Genomic DNA, 17923 nt, shown 5'->3' with positions numbered 1-17923 from the left:
TTGCGCAACCTAGCCGGTATCGTGTGGGGTGTGACTATGCAGAATATTCCTGAGCTTGCGGACATCCCCGGTGCGGTGCGCGAGGAACTCGCCACCTTTCTCGATCAACGCCGAGAGCAGGTGGCCGCAATTGGCGCCCCTGTAACCAAGGCCGTGAGCTTTTTGGAATCCTTCGTGCTTGACGGCGGCAAGCGAGTGCGACCTACCTATGCCTGGGCGGGCTACCTTGCCGCAGGTCGAGGAGAAGAAGATCCCGCGGCCATGCTCCGCGCGGCCGCCTCTTTGGAATTTATCCAGGCCTGCGCCCTTATCCACGATGACATTATCGATGCTTCCAATACCCGTCGCGGCAATCCTACGGTGCACCGGGGCGTCGAAAAGCTGCACCGCGAATCGGAATACTTGGGAGACCCAGAGTTCTTCGGCACCTCCGTAGCGATCTTGGTAGGCGATTTAGCGCTGGTGTACGCAGAGGACATGTTCCAAGATTCCGGCCTGAGTGCGGCCGCTTTGCACCGTGCCCGCAGCCCGTGGCGCGGCATGCGCACTGAAGTTATCGGTGGACAGCTCTTGGACATCTCTTTGGAGGCGGCAGGTTCCGAATCGGTAGAGCTGGCCAATTCCGTCAACCGCTATAAGACCGCCGCTTATACCATTGAACGCCCGCTGCACTTGGGCGCCGCCATCGCCGGTGCAAGCGAGGAACTTATCGCAGCCTTCCGCGGCTATGGGCACGATATTGGCATTGCCTACCAATTGCGCGACGATCAGCTGGGTGTTTTTGGCGATCCCGCGGTGACCGGCAAACCTGCCGGTGATGACCTGCGCGAAGGCAAGCGAACCGAACTGTTAGCGCTAGCGCTCCAGCGCGCGGATGAGTCTGATCCACAAGCTGCTGCTACCTTGCGCAAGCTCATTGGCCGCACCTCAGATCCCCAGGAGCTATCGCGCTTGGCCCAGATCATCGCTGATTCGGGCGCACCAGAAGAGATTGAGCGCCGCATCGATTCCCTAACGCAATCGGGCCTGCAGCACCTGCGCGCCGCACAGGTGGATCCCACGGTCACCGAAACCCTAGAGCAGTTGGCTATCAAGGCTACTGCTCGCCGCAAGTAGGTTGTGCCGTGGCAAAGACGTACTCTTTTCCCATTCCGCGCGCGCTGCCGCTAGGGCTATCTGCCTCCTGCATCTTGTTGCTCGCGTCCTTTTCTGGCGGCGCCACCCGCAACCGTGGAGGACTCCTCGAAGCATTAAATATTGGCTTCTTGTCCTATGGGCACGGGCGCAATCTCGGCCTCGCGCTGTACTGGGTGGGTATTTTCCTCTTAGCCGCAGCGTGGGTGCTTGCTGGGCGCACTATCATTCGCCCACAGCTCAAAAATCCTCTCCCCGAGGGCGGCTTGCGGGACATCCAGCGCATTCTCATCGCCTGGGTAGCTCCCCTTTTATTAGCCGGGCCATTGGCCTCGCGCGATGTGTATTCCTACCTCATGCAAGGTGCTATGGTGCGCGATGGCTTCGATCCGTATACCGAAGGTGCCGCCGTTAACCCCGGACCCTTCCTCCTTGAGGTATCACAAGATTGGCGCAATACCACCACACCTTATGGTCCCCTTCACCTGTGGATAGGAGAACTGGTCACCAGCCTGGTAGGCGATAACGTCACTGCAGGCGTGGTGATCTATAAGGTTCTTTCTCTGCTCGGGTTTATTACCATCGCCTGGTCAATTCCCCGCATCGCCCGCAAACTCGGTGCGGATCCAGCGGTAGCACTGTGGCTTGGTGTAGCTAATCCAGTCATTATCTTGCACCTCATCGGCGGCATGCATAATGAATCACTCATGGTGGGGCTCGTGTCTATCGGACTGCTAGCGGCATTGCATAAGCGCTTCCACGCCGCCCTCATCCTCGTGGGCACGGCCGTAGCTATGAAGGCCACTGCGGTTATTGCGGCACCGTTTATCGTATGGATGATGCTCCACCACTATGCCCCCAAGGGCTCTAGTAAGTGGCGGCGACTTACCGTCTTTGTTTTATCTGGCATCGCCGCAGTGGCAGAGATCATCGCCGCAGTAGCCCTCATCACGTGGGTTTCCGGCACGTCGTGGGGCTGGCTATCGCAGGTAAGCGGCAATTCCAAGGTGATTAACCCGCTGGCCGGCCCCACATTGGCCACCGATGTTATCTTTCCTGCCGTACAAATCTTTATGCCGGATGCCTCCTATAACGCCATCCTGGCCGTCCTGCGCAGCATCGCAATGGCCTGCATGCTCATTGGGCTGGTGGCGGTGTGGTGGCTTTGCCGCAAGGATAACCGTGATGCCATTATGGGCACCGCGGCCGCGTACCAAGTTGCCTTTGTCTTCAACGCCGTGACCCTACCGTGGTACTACGCCTCTATCTTTACCCTGATGGGCACCTTCCGGCCGCCGCTCTGGCTCATCAAATTCACCACCGGCGTGGCCCTGTTTATTGGCGTCTCGTTCTCTGGCGATGGCAATCACCAGCTCTACAACTGGTTCTGGGTCATCGGCATGATTGTGGTGGCATGGTTTGCCACCCAGTGGATCTTTGAAGACGTGCCTAAAAAGCGGCAGCCTGCGCGCGCCGAATAACCTCGCGGGCAAGGTGACCGTGCAAAGCATCGATCGGGCGGCCCGGCAGCGAGTCATCCTCGGTAAAGAGATGCTTGAAGATTTCGTTGTCCTTATAGCCGCCGTCTGTCAGCACAGTAATTGCGGCAGTTATATGCTTGGCAATGACGCCCTTGTCGTTGAAGAAGGCTAGCGGCACGCGCTTTCCTTCTGGGGAATCCCAGGCAATGAACTTTCGGTCCTGCAGCAGGTCATAAGCGCGGGTGATGGGCAGGTCTAGCTTTTCTGCCACCTGCTGCATGCTGAGCAGTTCTTCGTTAGCGAGCAAGGAATCGAGGGATTTTTCTTGGTTAGTCACGTTCTCTACTTTAACGCGGGCTAGATGATCAGCCATACTGGGAAGCATGACTAGGTTGGAAATTGGTGACGTTCTGGAGAACCGTTACCGGATCGATCGCCCCATTGCCCGCGGTGGCATGTCTACCGTCTATCGCTGCGTGGACATGCGGCTGGGGCGAGCGGTCGCGGCCAAGGTCATGGACGAGCGCTATTCCGATGACCCGGTCTTTATCAAGCGTTTTTCTCGCGAGGCTCGCGCCATGGCCCGCCTGCAGCATCCCAATCTCGTAGCTATTCACGATTTTTCCGCCGACGGCGAGCCTATCTATCTCATCATGGAGCTCATCGATGGCGGTACGCTGCGCGAGCTATTGGCTGAGGGTGGCCCCTTTCCGGTGCAGGCGGCCGCCTCTACCCTGCGCAATGTGCTGCGCGGCTTGGAAGAGGTGCACTCGACCGGGCTTATCCACCGCGACATCAAGCCCGATAATGTGCTTATTACATCCCATCACCGGGTAAAGGTGGGCGATTTTGGGCTGGTGCGTGCCACCAATGCCGAGGCTACCTCGGACATGATCGTGGGCACCGTATCCTATCTCGCGCCGGAGCAGGTCACGGGCGAAGAAATTACACCGGCCTCAGATGTCTATTCAGCCGGCATTGTTCTCTTCGAGCTTCTTACCGGCACCGTTCCTTTCTCGGGGGATACTCCCCTAGCGCATGCCACGGCCCGCTTGGATTCCGACGTCCCCGCGCCGTCCTCGCGGATTTCTGGGGTGCCCAAGCTTGTCGACGCCCTCGTGGCCACCGCCACCGCCCGCGATCCCCGCGAGCGCTTCGCCGACGCCGGAGAATTCCTCGAGGCGCTCGATGATGTATGCCGAGAGCTCGATCTTCCGGACGTGACCATCCCCGTGCCAAGGAACGCTGCCGCGGCGCGCACGGCACAAGCACCCACGGATTTTTCGGGCACTGGAGCCACGGAAATTTTCGAACCCACCCGCAGCATTCCTCAGGGTGAAACGGAGCATCTCGACGGCGGCCCGACTGAAGTCATCCCGCCGCAGCGCCTTAGCTTTGAGACGAAACTGGATTTGCCACAGGCCGGGGCCGCTCCAGAACCGGAGCCGCAACCATTGTCACGCCCCCAGGCACAGCCGTATTCCGCGACCGAGCCCCCACTCGAACCATTTGTGCCGGCAGCTGCCTCTGCGCCTGCGCCGGTACCTGCTCCTGTCCCCGAGCAACCGGTCCAAAGCGCACATGAAGAACCCGCCGAGCGTCCGCTGACCAACCGCAATCCGCTGTCACTAGTGCTGTACTTAGTAGTGGTCGCGATTGCGGTGGGCGCGGTGGCTATCGGCGGGTGGTGGTTCGGCTCCTCGCTCTACGGCATGACGCCGAACCTGTGGATTTAGTTACGTAGCATCTCCGCGATGAGGAAGGACAGCTCGAGCGACTGCTGCGTATTAAGGCGGGGATCCACAGCCGACTCGTAGCGGCCCGGCAGATCCACGTCGGTAATGTCCTCGGCGCCACCCAAGCACTCGGTGACGTCTTCACCGGTGAACTCAAGGTGTACGCCACCCGGGTGGGTACCCAATTCACGGTGGACCTCGAAGAAGCCTTGGACCTCGTCCACGATCTTGTCAAAGTGGCGAGTCTTGTAGCCATTAGAAGCGGTGAAGGTATTGCCGTGCATCGGGTCGGACTGCCATACCACCTTGTGGCCGGAGTCTTCCACTGCCTTGACAATGGCAGGCAGAACCGTGCGCACCTTATCGTGTCCCATGCGCGAAATCATGGTCAGGCGGCCTGGCTCGCGATTCGGGTCCAGCCTTTCCGCGTACTCCACGGCCTGCTCCGGGGTGACGCCCGGTCCCAGCTTGATGCCCACTGGGTTACCAATCATCGCCGCGAAGTTCACGTGGAAATCTTCGATGCCACGAGTGCGCTCACCAATCCATACCTGGTGCGCAGAGAGATCGTAGAGCTTGGTATCGCCGTTATTGTCCTGCCCCAAGCGCAGCATGGAGCGCTCGTAATCTTTCAGCAAAGCCTCGTGCGAGCAGTAGATATCGGCCGAGCGCAGGGTGTCATCGTGCACGCCACAGGCATTCATGAAGTTCAAGCCGTTTTCAATCTCCCGGGCCAAGTCCTGGTAGCGGGCACCAGCGCGGGACTTGCGCACAAACTCGCGGTTCCACTCATGCAGGCGGTAAAGATCCGCAGTGCCGGAAGAGGTCAAAGAACGCACGAGGTTCATTGCCGCCGAAGAGTTCGCGTAAGCGCGGATCATTCGGGCCGGGTCGTGGCGACGAGCCTCATCGGTCGGCTCCACGCCATTGACAATGTCACCGCGGTAATTCAACAAACCATTGGAGTCCGTATCGGAAGAACGTGGCTTGGCGTACTGGCCAGCGATGCGGCCGAGTTTAACCACGGGAACGGATGCGCCGTAGGTCAACACCACGGCCATCTGCAGCAGCGTTTTCACATTGCCACGGATATGCGGCTCAGTATTGGACTCAAAGGTTTCCGCGCAATCGCCGCCCTGGAGCAAAAAGGCGTTACCCAAGGCAACGTCTGCCAGCTTCTTCTTGAGCGCCTCGATCTCGGGCGCAACCACGATGGGCGGCACGGACTCGAGAATCTTGCGCACGTTATCGGCCTGGGAAGTATCCCAGCTGGGCTGCTGCTTTGCGTCACGCTTGATGACGTCCTGGAAGACCTCGTCGATGCCGGCGGGCAATGGCGGAAGGTCTGGCAGAACGCCTTGCGGAATATCTACTGTCCAACTCACACTGCTATTTAACCATCAAGCGCCTATCGCGAGTTAGTTAAATTCTAGATATTAATTCTATTACCCTTAGACAGCGGAAGCACCTGGGCGCAGGCTCGGAACTTGGCGAGGTTATGGCGGGCGTCGACAAGCGCATCGTGATTGCCCTTAGGCACAGCCGGCAGGCTAGGACGCCCCGCAAACTCCCAGTACTGCTTCAGCTCGCGGGTATAGCGTGGCATGCGCTTAGGCAATCCGGCCATATCGCCCCACAGCTGCGCCAAGACCACATGATCATAAGCGCCCACCCACGCCCACAGCTCTACCGGGGTTGAGCTCTGGGTCAGGAACTCGAAGACCTCCGCGCGAATGGTCTCCAAAGGCTTCCACACTGGGTCCCGCGGGCTGGGCAGCTTGGCCAATACATTGTCTTTGACCCAAGAATTGGCCTTGGCCGGATCAAAATCCGTAGACACGGCGTAGTATTCGCTGCCATTCTCACCGACGATGCCGATGGAGACCAATTCAATGGTTTGTCCATCTTCGATAAATTCGGTGTCATAGAAGTAGCGCACGTCTCCCAAGCCTAGCGCCGCCTAGTCTGCGGCGATAAATTGGCCCCTTAAAGAGACGGTTGTACACTTCTGGCGTGAAGAAATCTTTGTGGTTTACTGCTTTGCCCTTGTGCCTCTCTGCCCTCGTAGCTCTTTGGTGGCTCATTGATATCCCGGAGCTTTTCTCCGGCCGTTTTTCCACGTATTACCACATTGACCTGGACGTTTACCGTGAAGGCGGGGCCGGCTTTGGCAGCGACCTCTACGCCAAGGACTACCTCGTTGGCAGCAATCGCGATGTCTCTCTTCCCTTCACCTATCCACCCTTTGCGGCGCTGCTTTTTGCCCCGCTGAGCTGGATTCCCCTCACCGCCGCGAGCATCCTCGTATCTGTCGCCTCCTTTCTTGCGCTGTGGGGCTGCATAGCCTTGGTTCTGCGCGCCGTTGATTGCCCTGGCTGGGCAGGCTGGGCGCTGCTAGCGGCAATGCTTACGGAGCCGGTAACGGAGACCTTTAGCTTCGGGCAGGTCAACATCCTGCTTACCGCACTCGTCGTGGTCGATATTCTCTGGCTGCGCCCTGGACGCGGCAGGGGCGTGCTTACCGGTATCGCTATGGCGATCAAGCTCACCCCTGCGGTATTCCTCGCCGTATTTTTCGTCCGCCGCGAATGGCGCGCATTTTTCAGCGCCCTGGGTTCCTTTCTGGCAGCAGGGCTCATCGCCTTCGCCTGCAATCCACATAGCTCCATCCAGTACTGGAGCGAAACACTGCGCGATTCCAACCGCATCGGTGGACTTGCCTATAGCTCCAACCAATCTCTGCGCGGTTTCTTTAGCCGCCTAGCCCCCGACCACGCTGAAAAGCTGTGGCTTGTGGCCGTCGTCCTCGTCGTTGCCATCGTGTGGTTTGCCATGGAGCGCCTCTCCCACGAGAACCAGGCGGTACTCATGCTGCTGGCCGCTTCAGTATCGCTCCTGTGCTCGCCCGTGTCATGGTCACACCACTTCACCTGGCTAGTGTTGGCGGGCGTGCTGCTAGTGGCGCAGCGCCACTGGGCGCTCGGTGCGCTGACATGGCTGGCGCTTTTGGCCCGCGGGCATTGGCTTGTCCCCCATGCCAATGACCAAGAGCTGAACTGGGCATGGTGGCAGCACATCGTGGGCAATGACTACGCCATCGCTACCGCTCTGCTGGTTCTTTGCTCGCTACCATTGGCTCTACGACGGGCCGGCGCTTATCAATCCGCGGCGGAACCAGCGTCCAGCCAAGGATAGGAACCTTCCCCAAGGCCCAAAGCGCTACCGATGCCGCAGCGGAGTAGAAGAAACACATTCCGATCCAGAACCAGGTATTTTCCAGCGGCCACTGGCCAGCAAGGCTCACCACATAGTCGCGGTGGGCCATGAAGAAGCCGTACCCCAGCGTCATGCCGATTGGGTGGGCCAAGTAGATGGGCAGGGTATGCCGGCCCACGAACTTTACAAAAGTGGACAGAGCCGGAATATGGCTAATAAGGACAGCACCAACGATGCCCGCTGGGGTTTCAAGCGTCTGCTCCGCAAAGCGGATCAGCAGGTCTAGATCGCCTCGGCCAAGAATATCCCCGCCTGGCAGTGGCCACTGCACCGCTACCTCGCCTTCGACGGCATTCCAGGTGTGCCGGATGGATAGCCCCGCGATGTAGCTGATGATTGCCGCACCATATGCCCACATAGAGGCCTTGCGGAAGGTGCCTTTGAAGGGTGCTTCGGCGGCGTCGGCAAACCGCGTAATAGGCCCGCGCAAATAGGCCGCACCGACGAAGATGGGCAAGAACATGATTGCCTTGCCAATAAAGTAGTAATGATGCTGCCACGCTATAAACAGCAGCGGCGCAAAGCTCAGGCCAATGCCTGCCCACGCGGGCAACTTGCGTACGGCCCACAAAAATATATTGAAAAAGATAAGCGCGTGAATGAACCACGCCATGGTATGGCCTAGCAGCAGGTTATAGAGCAGATCAGTAAGCTGCAGATAGGGATCGCCAAATACCCAGTGGTACTCGATGCGCTTAGTCCACAGCTCAACGGTCATCCACACCGTATAGGGCACGAGGAAAAACCATAGGCGGCGGGTAAAAAGCTCGCTGAATGAATAGCGAAAGATCTTGGTAGAGAAATAGCCGGATACGAGGAAAAACAAGGGCAGGCGAAGGGGATCCAGCCACATGTTTAGGTCAGCCAACCACGTTAGCTCACCTTCCGGAACCACCAGCGTGACGTGCAAGAGCACCACGCCGATAATGGATACGCCTTTAGCGGTATCTGGCCAAGCTAAGCGGGCCTTGGGAATAGTGATTACCTCCCCTTGTATTCAGCGCCGGCGGGGTAACCATGGCCGGCTTTGAGCGAAGCCTTCACATCGGAGGCGTACACATCAACATAAGGCTTATCGCTCAGCTCGGCCAAATTGCGCATCACAAAGTCGGTGAAGGCGCGAATAGTCTCATGCTCGGCCGGATTCATCCCGCGCTCCTTGGCCCACTCATGCGGCCAGATGGGGTCTCCTACCCGCACGCCAACCTTGAAGGGGCGGGGAATCCACGAGCCAATGGGATTGGCCTTGCGCGAATTGATCATCGCGATGGGAAATACTGGCTGATTAGTCTCCATGGCGATGCGCGCCATGCCGGTGCGTCCCCTGTACACGCGGCCATCTGGGGAACGAGTTCCTTCCGGATAGATACCGAAGAGATCGCCACGGGACAAAATGCCTTCTGCGGTTTCCACGATGGCGTCGCCAGCGTCCTCGCTATCGCGCTCGATGGGGACCTGGCCTACCGAGGTAAAGAACCACTTTTGCAGGCTGCCAACAAGACCCGGAGTGGTGAAGTATTCCGACTTAGCCGGAAACGTGATCTGGCGCGGGCACACCAAAGGAAAGAAGAAGGAATCCATGACGGCCTGGTGATTCGACACCAAAATCGCAGGCCCTTCAGCGGGGATTTTCTCGATGCCCTCGGTCCACGGGCGATTCCATACTCGCAGGGCGGGTCCGAAGAAGATGTGCTTAAAAGCCCAGTACCACTTGTTTTTCATCGCCAGGTCGTCCTTTGTTAGTTTTAACGGCCGCTGCGGGCCAAATCGGCTACGCCAATCATACCCGCTGCCGACCCTAATTCTGCGGTGGCAACACGTGCGAGGGGGCGATGCCCTGCCCCGACAATGTCCTGTCCCATGGCTTGGGCAGCGCCCTCGAGGTAGAGGTCCGCATCTTGGGATACGCCGCCGCCGAGCACGATGAGCTCCGGATCCAAAACATCAGCAACAATGGATAGGCCCTGGCCCAGCCACCGGCTGAAGTCTTCCATTACCGCTACGGCAAGCGGATCTCCACGGCGCGCCGCTTGGGTAATTTCCTTACCGGTGGGCTCAGCCGGCAGCGAGGTTTCATAGCTCCCACGCAAATCGGCGCAGGTATCCGGCAACGCGGTGCCGGAGGCATAGCGTTCCAAGCAACCGCGCTTACCGCAGGAGCACTGCCGACCATTAGGGACTACCACGATATGCCCAAATTCTGGGGCGGTGCCAAACGCGCCGCGGTAGATGGTGTCATGCGTCATCAGCGTGGCGCCGATACCTGTTCCTACCGCAAAGAAAACCCAATCCTCCGCTCCGCGGCCAGCACCAAAGCACCACTCACCCCACGCGGCGGAATTTGCATCATGCTCCAACCGCACGTGCATACCGAGCTTCTGCGAGAGTGATTCCCGCACATTGGCGTGCCGCCAGGGAAGGTGCGGGGCGAAGCGCACTACCTCACACGTAGGATCCAAAAATCCCGCCAAGGCGAGGCCGACGGCGTCCACCTCATAGTCGGCGCGCAGCTCATCGACAATGCCCACAATGTCCGCTTCCAGCTGCTCGGCGTCCATGGAAGTAGGAACCGTGCGGCTCGCGAGAATCTCACCCTCCCGAGTGATCACTCCGCCGCGCACGTTGGTGCCACCGACGTCGAAGCCGATAGTCAGATCGGCGGAGTTGTTCTTAAGCATGCATAACAGAATATACCGACAACCGGGTTAGGGTCACATCAAGACATCAGCTGCCGCAATCGCTGCCCCATTATCCGCCACGTCCAATTCTCTTCCACATGGCGACGCCCCGCCTGCCCCATGCGCAGCCTACGCTGCGGGTCGGCCAAGAGAGCTTTCAACGCTTCGGCTAGTTCCGGCACAGAGGCGCCCTTGACGACGACCCCCGTCTCCCCCGTTACCGTCTCCGGTGCACCACCGGAATCTCCAGCGATAACCGGCAAGCCGCACGCCTGCGCCTCCAAATACACGATTCCCAAGCCCTCGACGTCTAGCCCACCGCCGCGGGTGCGGGCCGGCATGGCAAAAACATCCGCTGCGTGCAAAGCAGTCTCAATGCTTTCCGCTTCTTGAATCACTGCGTCTGGGCAATAGATTTCCGCCAACTGTTCTAAAGCCGCCCGGTAGCGTCCGCGCCCAATAAGTAGGAGCTGTGCATCCGGGAATTCTTCACGCACTAGCGGCATAGCGCGGAGCAGCTGGTCTTGCCCCTTACGGGGGACAAACCGCGAAATGCAGACGATGGTCGGCCCGCTGACCCCGAACTCTGCCTTGGCCGCTGCGCGTTCCTCCGGTGTGGCTGGAGACAGCCCTTCCACGCTTACCCCGGAAGGCAGATGCACCCAACGCGGATTCGGTCCAAATGGTCGACGCAACCGACGCTGGGTGTAGTCAGAAATATAGGTAATCACGTCTGCATAGTCACCAATGCGGCGCAGGCATTGCCGCGCAACGGGCACCATTGACCACCCCACTTCGTGCCCGTGCGTCGTAGCAACCACACGGGTAGCACCCGCCTCCTTCGCAGCCTTGCCCATCAAGGCAAGAGGCGCGGCCGCACCAAACCAGACGATGTCAATGTCTTCGGCGCGGATAATCTCTTGCATCCGACGCACCGTGGCGGGCGTCGGCAGCATCACGCGGCGAGGCCAGCGGATGACCTTGTAGTCCACCCCAGCATCGAATTCCGCCGGCGATTCCTGGGTTGAGGCAAAGACCACGACATCGCGCGGATTTAAGGTTGCTACGAAATCGCGCAGGTAAGACTGAATCCCGCCAATCTTGGGCGGGAAGTCATTGGTTACCAGCAGAACGCGGGCCACTTAGTACCGCGCCGTTCCGGTAATCGGCATGGACTTTAGCGGTACTACCTGAACAGGCACGCCATAGGTAGAAGCGTGGACCACCTGACCATTACCGATGTACATGCCCACGTGCGTTACCCCAGGGTAATAGCCCACGATATCGCCCGGCTGTAGGTCTTCCAACGGTACCGATGTGCCACCTGCAATCTGAGCCTGCGACGTACGCGGAATGGACTTGCCAATCTGCTGATACGCCCAGAACATCAGGCCGGAGCAGTCGAACTGATCCGGTCCAGCCGCACCCCAGCCATATGGGGCGCCCAGCTTCGACAACGCTGCGGAAGCAGCGCCGTCTGCGACCTCGCCCAGATCCATATCCGGCTTATCAGATCCGCCGAACTGGCCTTCCCAGGCTTCGCGTTGCTGTTCATCGAGGGCGTCCACCTGCTTCTCGATGTCCTTCTGCTGCTTTTTCAGCTCCTCTTTCTCCTTGAGAAGCTCTTCGCGCTGCTCTTCCAGCGCCTTCTTTTCCTCGCGCACCTTGGCAGCGGCGTCGGCAGCCTTATGCTTTTCCTCTTCCGCCATGGACGCGGCATTTGCCTTCGCATCAAGCGTGCGCTGGGCCTTGCGGGAAAGCGCGCCGAGGTAGCCCATGCGCTCTACAGCATCGGAAGGATCTTCCGCTGCCAAGGCCCCAGACACTGCCGAACGGGAGTCACCGCGGTAGCGCGACTGTGCGATGCCGTTGACACGGTCCTGCTGGGTGGAAACATCGCCCTTCGCATCGTCCGCACGCGTTTGTGCCTCAGCGGCGGCCTGCTCAGATTCAGCAACCTCAGCCTGCTTTTCCTCGAGCTTGACCTCGAGCTCTTTTACTTCTTCATTCTTGGCAGAAACCTTGCGCGCAACTTCGCCAACGCGCTCTACCAAGGCCTCCACATCTTCGGTGGCGCTCTCCTGTTGTGGAGCCGCCTCCTGCGCAACAACCTGCGAAATCCCAGAAACCGACGAAACAGCAAGAGCCGCCACAAGTGCAGCTGCAGGAAGTACTCGTTTAGACACGTAAGGACCCTTAGACTAAGAAAATTTTAAAAATCGTACTAACTATAGCGGGTTTTACCCCCTAATGCACGACAAAGCCCTCCCCGCGAAGGGGAGGGCAAGATCCGCTGCTTATTAGAAGCGAACTGCGGAGTGAATCGGCATGTAGTTCAGGTCGCGCTCCTGAACCGGGACGCCGGAGTTAAGGGCGTCGATGATGGTGCCGTGGCCGGTGTAAATACCAACGTGGGAAGCACCACCGTAGTAAGCGATGATGTCACCCGGCTGCAGCTGATCCAGGGATACCGGGGTACCGGCGGCAGCCTGTGCCTGAGAGGTACGCGGGATCTGCTTGCCAGCCTGAGCGTATGCCCAGCTGGTCAGACCGGAGCAGTCAAAGGCGTTCGGGCCAGCGGCGCCGTATACGTACGGGGAGCCAATGACGGAGCGCGCTGCAGCCAGTGCCTTCTGACCAACGGTCTGCTGTGCCGGAGCGGCCTGCTTGTGGCCAGCTGCTGCGTAGTTGGTGTTCTGCTGGTTAGAAACCTTACCCAGGGACGGAACGTAGCGGTCAATGTTCGGAACCTGGTCAATGTTCGGGACGTTTTCCAGACCTGCTACCTCAAAGCGGTAGTCAGTATTAGGTACGACGACCTCTGCTGCCTGTGCGACGCCCGGTGCGACGACGGCGGCGGTTGCAGCCAGTGCTGCAGTAGATGCGATGCGACGGGTGTTCTTCATGCCCTGACGACGGTGCTGTGCCATGAGTAAAACTCCAAATCTTCCTGCGCGCCTACTCCCCTTGTAAAGGAAGCTCTGACCCTGGGGGACTAGCGTTCGTTGGGAATCCGTTCCTTTAGGATTTCCTCCACTCGGCCCCTCAGTAGGAGGGGCCAGATGCGGCGCTGTAATTCTTCTGTTTAGATTGAGCACCTTTTCGGGCGGTAACTCAATGTCTCGAATAGGTTACGAAATCATCACAAGTAATGTCCATTCGCGACACCAAAATAACGTTTGTTATCGCTTCGTTACCTTCCGTTGACCTTGTCGAGATTTAACCTCCACATGGGCGCTAGTTCCCACCAGAATTAGATGCTTTAAGGTCGCAAGCTGCACAAACGACAGAGGATGGCAGACACTCGTCCAAGAGTTACCTTTACTAAGAAGAAGCTTAACAATTAAGAGAATTCTAAATTGTGACTTTCAGCACTAAGGAATTTTGGCAGCCCCTTCTCCCCCACCAATTGACTCCTCTACCGCACGCCTAGAGCCTAGTTTTCATCGCAACTGCGCCCCGCTTTGCCGCCCTTCCTTGCGGTGGTTCTAGCTAAACCGCTTTCCGACGCCCCCTAAGGCGCTCACTCGCCGAGCGCAGCGAGCCTCAAGCCAATGAGCCTTTCGGCATTCACCCCTACCTGAGCCCACGCACTAGGCTCCTAAGGCTGTAAATCACGAGAGAACCACTAAACTCCGACAATACGAGCACCAGAACGTGTACTAAACCGACTGCACAACAACCTTCAGCAGCAGTTCTTCAGATAATCCAAGATTCATAAAGACTCTCAGGCGCGCGGCGGCTCCCCTTCGACAACTCTTGTAGCAGCCAGAAAAATGAGGACTGCGTTCGGAATTGATCTGTATATACGCAAGACCCGCCCTTGCTCCTTCAACAAGAGCAAGGGCGGGTCTGTGAGCGCGTTTCGAGTAATCCTCAGGAAAAGCGGTTAGATGCGGCCGTTTTCCTCGTCCTCACGGCGGTTAGCCTCGTTGAGGCGGCGGAACATCTCCGCTTCCTCGTCGTGGTTATCGGAGTGGATTTCGTGTACTCGGTGCATGAGGGCCGAGTCATCAGGGCTGAAAGTGCCCTGGGTCTCGGAGTCAGCGAGGCCTAGCTGGTTAAGCTGCTTCGGCACCTGAGCGCCTGCGTACTCGAGCGGAACCGGGTGGCCTTCGGCATCAACCGGGCCGAGCGGCTGGTGAACCTCGATGAAGGCACCATTCGGCATCTGCTTGATAACGCCAGTTTCAATACCGTGCTCCAGCACCTCGCGGTCAGAGCGCTGCAGACCAACACAAATGCGGTAGGTCATGAAGTACGCAATCGGAGGCAGCACGATGAGGCCGATACGACCAACCCAGGTCATAGCGTTCAGCGAAATCTGGAAGAAGTGTGCCACGTGGTCGTTACCACCGGAAAGGGTAACCAGCAGGAAGAACACGATGGCAGCCGCGCCGATAGCGGAGCGGGTAGGAACATCGCGCGGACGCTGCAGCAGGTTGTGGTGTGCATCGTCACCGGTGAACTTCTTCTCCAAGAACGGGTACGCCATCAGCAGGACGACCATGAGGCCACACAGCAGGGCTACCCAGAACGCGGAAGGAATGGTGTAGTTGCCGATGTAGAGCTCCCATGCCGGCATGACACGAGCGACACCGTCAGTCCACAGCATGTAGATATCTGGCTGGGAACCAGCAGAAACCTGGGATGGGTTATAAGGTCCAAGCGTCCAGATTGCGTTGATGGTCAGCAGACCAGACATCAGCGCCAGTACGCCAGCAACCATCATGCCCATACCAATAGCCTTGGTAGCGAAGACCGGCATAATCCGCACACCAACCACGTTGTTCTCTGCACGGCCTGGTCCAGGGAACTGGGTGTGCTTCTGGAACCAAACCATAATCAGGTGGGCTGCAATCAAGCCAAGGATGATGCCCGGAATAACCAGAACGTGCAGGATGTAGAAACGATCCAGCATCAGGTCAGACGGGAAGTCACCGCTAAAGATTGCCCAGTGCAGCCAGGTGCCGATAATCGGCAGGCCCAGGATGATGGCGGACATGATTCGCAGACCAACACCGGAAAGCAGGTCGTCCGGCAGGGAGTAACCAAGGAAGCCCTCGATCATGCCCAGCAGGATAAGTGCGCAACCGATAATCCAGTTTGCTTCACGCGGACGACGGAACGCGCCGGTGAAGAAGATACGCAGCATGTGCGCAACCATGGACATCATGAACAGCAAAGCTGCCCAGTGGTGCATCTGGCGCACGAACAAGCCACCACGAACTTCGAAGGAAATATCCAGCGCGGTGGCGTATGCGCGGGACATTTCTACACCATTAAGCGGTGCATAGGTGCCGTCGTAAATGACCTTGGTGATGGAAGGGTCGAAGAACAGCGCCAGGTAGATACCGGTCAGTACAAGAATGATGAAGCTGTACAGCGCCATCTCACCAAGCATGAAGGACCAGTGGGTCGGAAAGACCTTGTTCAGCTGAGTCCTCAGCACGCCGGCGGCGCTATAGCGCTCATCCATGTTGTTGCCCATTTGGGCGAGTTTATTGCTCATTATGACTTACGCTCCCAGAATGCCGGGCCGACAGGCTCAATGAAGTTGCCCTGTGCAACGAGGTAGCCCTCGTCATCCACCGTGATAGGCAGCTGTGGCAGTGCACGGGCAGCCGGGCCGAAGACCGGCTTTCCGTAGTGCAAAGCGTCGAACTGCGACTGGTGGCACGGGCACAGGATTCGGTTGGTCTGCGCCTCATACAGAGAGGTCGGGCAACCGATGTGGGTACAGATCTTGGAGTAGGCGTAGTAATCGCCGTGGTGGAAGTCTTCCTGACCTTCGCGCTCGATTGCCTTCTGGGCGTCGTTGTGACGCAGGCGAATCAGCATGACCGCATTGCGGTTGCCGTGAATCGAGTGCATGTGGTGCTCGTAGACATCGCGCTCGGCATCGTACTTGTCGCCATCGTTAACGTCTTCTTCTGCCAGCGGGAAGACGGTCTCCATGCCGCCTGCCGCCAGATCCTCCGGGCGCACACGAACCAAGCGGGTAACACCCTTGGTGCTGTAGTGCTCACCGGTTTCGCCAGAGTGCTTCTCGGCGATAGTACCGGTGTCGCGCGCCAGGTAGAGTTTGACGCCTTCATTGTGCATGGTCCAACCGGAAGTCCAAAGGGTGCCGTCGCCGGCATAGTTCATATTGTGGCGAACCTTCCAGGGGTTCTTGATTGCGCCGCCCAGCGGAGCAATCACGGTTAGACCGAACAGAACGCCGGCGCCGCCCAGCAGACCTTGGACGGTCTTGCGGCGACCCAGAGTCGAGGTCTTCCAAGAATCGTTCAGAAGGGCGGTCAGGGTACGGCGGTCAACTTCTTCGGAAGGACCGTCGTGACGACGCTGAACGGAAATCTCTTCTGGGAGAATCTTCTTAACGTACTGAACGATGGCGATGCCCAAGCCGCAAATTGCGAGGGCTGCAGTAATACCCAGCAGAGGGGTGTAGAGGGTGTGCCAAATGTGGCCCTCCTCCCCTAGCTGCTTGTACTGCCACGGCCAGAACAGGTAAACGCCAAGGAATCCGAGGCCGCCGATGACGGACAGGAACAACCAGATAGCAACGTTACGTCCAGCGCGCTTTTCAGCTGGGTCACCTTCGACTGGGAAACGCTCCTTGCGAAACGCAACGGTGACGTCATCGAGCTCGGTACCAAGAGCAGCGAGTTCATCGTTGCTCATCTTGTCGAGCTCAGCGTTAGTGTAATTCTTCTTCACATTGCTCATGAGCGCGATCCAATCCACATAGCGGCAGCGCACAGGGCGCTAATACCGATAATCCACATTGCCAGGCCTTCCGCTACTGGGCCGAGACCACCAAGGTCCCAACCTGCTGGGGAAGGAGTTTCCTTTGCAGACTTGAGGTAGGCAATGATGTCCTTCTTCTCATCTGCGGTGAGCTGGCGGTCGGAGAATTTAGGCATGTTCTGCGGACCGGTCAGCATTGCCTGGTAGATTTCCTGCTCGCTGGCCGGAGCCAGCTCCGGAGCGAACTTACCGGAGGACAGGGCGCCGCCCTGGCCGGTGAAGTTGTGGCAGGAGGCGCAGTTCATGCGGAAGAGCTCGGAGCCCTTCGCTACGTCTTCTGCCTGGATTTCGCCATTGTAGTTAGCACCACGCAGCGATTCCTGAGCAACGCTTCCGTCGTCGTTGTAGACAATGTCTGCGCCGCCACCGTTGGCTGCAACATATGCAGCAAGAGCCAGAGTCTGCTGCTCGGTGTAGCGAGGAGCCTTGCGCTCTGCCTGGGCGTCGTTAGACATCATCGGCATACGGCCGGAGTGCACCTGGAAGTACACGGAACCAGCACCGATACCAACGAGGGACGGACCGCGACCTTCGATGCCCTGCAGATTGGCACCGTGGCAGGTGATACAAGCGGTGTCATAGATGTCCTTACCCTCTTGGACGAGGGCTTGGTCATCTTTTTCCGCCGTGGCGACCTGTGCGTCCGGGGTCAAGGCAGAAGCCAAGACGCCCGCACCGGACAGGCCAATCGCCAAAGCGAAGCCACCGGCAAGGGTGCGCTTCGCCTTGCGGCGACGGCGGGTCTTCTTAGCCGCCGCAGTGGTCTGCTCCACTGCCACGGACTGCGAATTGTTATCCATCATTT

Annotated in this window: 16 protein-coding genes; 4 read left to right on the top strand and 12 right to left on the bottom strand. The window is 58.5% G+C overall.

What is annotated here, in order from left to right:
- Nucleotides 1-36 precede the first annotated feature (36 nt).
- The gene (locus QP884_RS00555) at nt 37-1116 is read left to right on the top strand and encodes a polyprenyl synthetase family protein (protein ID WP_284820360.1); all 1080 of its coding nucleotides are present in this window, start codon (nt 37-39) and stop codon (nt 1114-1116) included.
- A gap of 8 nt (nt 1117-1124) precedes the next feature.
- Entirely contained in the window at nt 1125-2615 is a 1491-nt protein-coding gene (locus QP884_RS00550) for an alpha-(1->6)-mannopyranosyltransferase A (RefSeq protein WP_284820147.1), read from the top strand.
- Here the strand turns inward: QP884_RS00550 and QP884_RS00545 are convergent.
- Entirely contained in the window at nt 2584-2988 is a 405-nt protein-coding gene (locus QP884_RS00545; RefSeq protein ID WP_284820146.1) for an Rv2175c family DNA-binding protein, read from the bottom strand. The genes QP884_RS00550 and QP884_RS00545 overlap by 32 nt on opposite strands.
- A gap of 10 nt (nt 2989-2998) precedes the next feature.
- On the opposite strand from QP884_RS00545, the gene QP884_RS00540 reads away from it, so the two are divergent.
- Nucleotides 2999-4351, top strand: coding sequence for a protein kinase domain-containing protein (locus QP884_RS00540; RefSeq protein WP_284820145.1), 1353 nt, complete (start codon nt 2999-3001; stop codon nt 4349-4351).
- On the opposite strand, the gene QP884_RS00535 is transcribed toward QP884_RS00540, so the two are convergent.
- Together QP884_RS00535 and QP884_RS00530 are read right to left on the bottom strand one after the other, a co-directional pair.
- Nucleotides 4348-5736 carry a class II 3-deoxy-7-phosphoheptulonate synthase gene (locus QP884_RS00535; protein WP_204608327.1) on the bottom strand — a complete coding sequence of 463 codons (1389 nt, stop codon included), beginning with the start codon at nt 5734-5736 and terminating at the stop codon, nt 4348-4350. The genes QP884_RS00540 and QP884_RS00535 overlap by 4 nt on opposite strands.
- Before the next feature lie 44 nt (nt 5737-5780).
- The gene (locus QP884_RS00530) at nt 5781-6290 is read right to left on the bottom strand and encodes a polyadenylate-specific 3'-exoribonuclease AS (RefSeq protein ID WP_284820142.1); all 510 of its coding nucleotides are present in this window, start codon (nt 6288-6290) and stop codon (nt 5781-5783) included.
- 74 nt (nt 6291-6364) lie between these two features.
- On the opposite strand from QP884_RS00530, the gene QP884_RS00525 reads away from it, so the two are divergent.
- The gene (locus QP884_RS00525; protein WP_284820140.1) at nt 6365-7546 is read left to right on the top strand and encodes a glycosyltransferase 87 family protein; all 1182 of its coding nucleotides are present in this window, start codon (nt 6365-6367) and stop codon (nt 7544-7546) included.
- Here the strand turns inward: QP884_RS00525 and QP884_RS00520 are convergent.
- The 9 genes from QP884_RS00520 to qcrC all read right to left on the bottom strand — a co-directional run bounded on the left by QP884_RS00520 (nt 7452) and on the right by qcrC (nt 17921).
- Entirely contained in the window at nt 7452-8546 is a 1095-nt protein-coding gene (locus QP884_RS00520; protein WP_284820138.1) for a hypothetical protein, read from the bottom strand. The genes QP884_RS00525 and QP884_RS00520 overlap by 95 nt on opposite strands.
- Before the next feature lie 62 nt (nt 8547-8608).
- Entirely contained in the window at nt 8609-9349 is a 741-nt protein-coding gene (locus QP884_RS00515; protein WP_284765750.1) for a lysophospholipid acyltransferase family protein, read from the bottom strand.
- 23 nt (nt 9350-9372) lie between these two features.
- Nucleotides 9373-10305 carry an ROK family protein gene (locus tag QP884_RS00510; protein WP_005324472.1) on the bottom strand — a complete coding sequence of 311 codons (933 nt, stop codon included), beginning with the start codon at nt 10303-10305 and terminating at the stop codon, nt 9373-9375.
- 38 nt (nt 10306-10343) lie between these two features.
- Nucleotides 10344-11447 (bottom strand): glycosyltransferase family 4 protein, encoded by a 1104-nt coding sequence (locus QP884_RS00505; RefSeq protein ID WP_284820136.1) that lies wholly within the window; start codon nt 11445-11447, stop codon nt 10344-10346.
- The gene (locus QP884_RS00500; protein ID WP_284820134.1) at nt 11448-12491 is read right to left on the bottom strand and encodes a C40 family peptidase; all 1044 of its coding nucleotides are present in this window, start codon (nt 12489-12491) and stop codon (nt 11448-11450) included. It abuts the gene before it with no gap.
- 114 nt (nt 12492-12605) lie between these two features.
- Complete coding sequence (locus QP884_RS00495) at nt 12606-13235, bottom strand: C40 family peptidase (RefSeq protein WP_204608313.1); 630 nt, start codon at nt 13233-13235, stop codon at nt 12606-12608.
- Nucleotides 13236-14194: 959 nt separating this feature from the next.
- Complete coding sequence (gene qcrB, locus QP884_RS00490; RefSeq protein WP_284820132.1) at nt 14195-15817, bottom strand: cytochrome bc1 complex cytochrome b subunit; 1623 nt, start codon at nt 15815-15817, stop codon at nt 14195-14197.
- Nucleotides 15817-17037, bottom strand: coding sequence for a cytochrome bc1 complex Rieske iron-sulfur subunit (qcrA, locus tag QP884_RS00485; protein ID WP_005324466.1), 1221 nt, complete (start codon nt 17035-17037; stop codon nt 15817-15819). The genes qcrB and qcrA overlap by 1 nt, the downstream gene beginning before the upstream one ends.
- Entirely contained in the window at nt 17034-17921 is an 888-nt protein-coding gene (qcrC, locus tag QP884_RS00480; RefSeq protein ID WP_005324465.1) for a cytochrome bc1 complex diheme cytochrome c subunit, read from the bottom strand. The genes qcrA and qcrC overlap by 4 nt, the downstream gene beginning before the upstream one ends.
- Between the last annotated feature and the right edge of the window lie 2 nt (nt 17922-17923).

Origin of the sequence: Corynebacterium tuberculostearicum (genome assembly GCF_030229345.1) — a bacterium.
In the GTDB taxonomy this organism is placed as follows: Bacteria; Actinomycetota; Actinomycetes; order Mycobacteriales; family Mycobacteriaceae; genus Corynebacterium; species Corynebacterium tuberculostearicum_G.
This window is presented reverse-complemented; position numbering and strand designations above follow the sequence as displayed.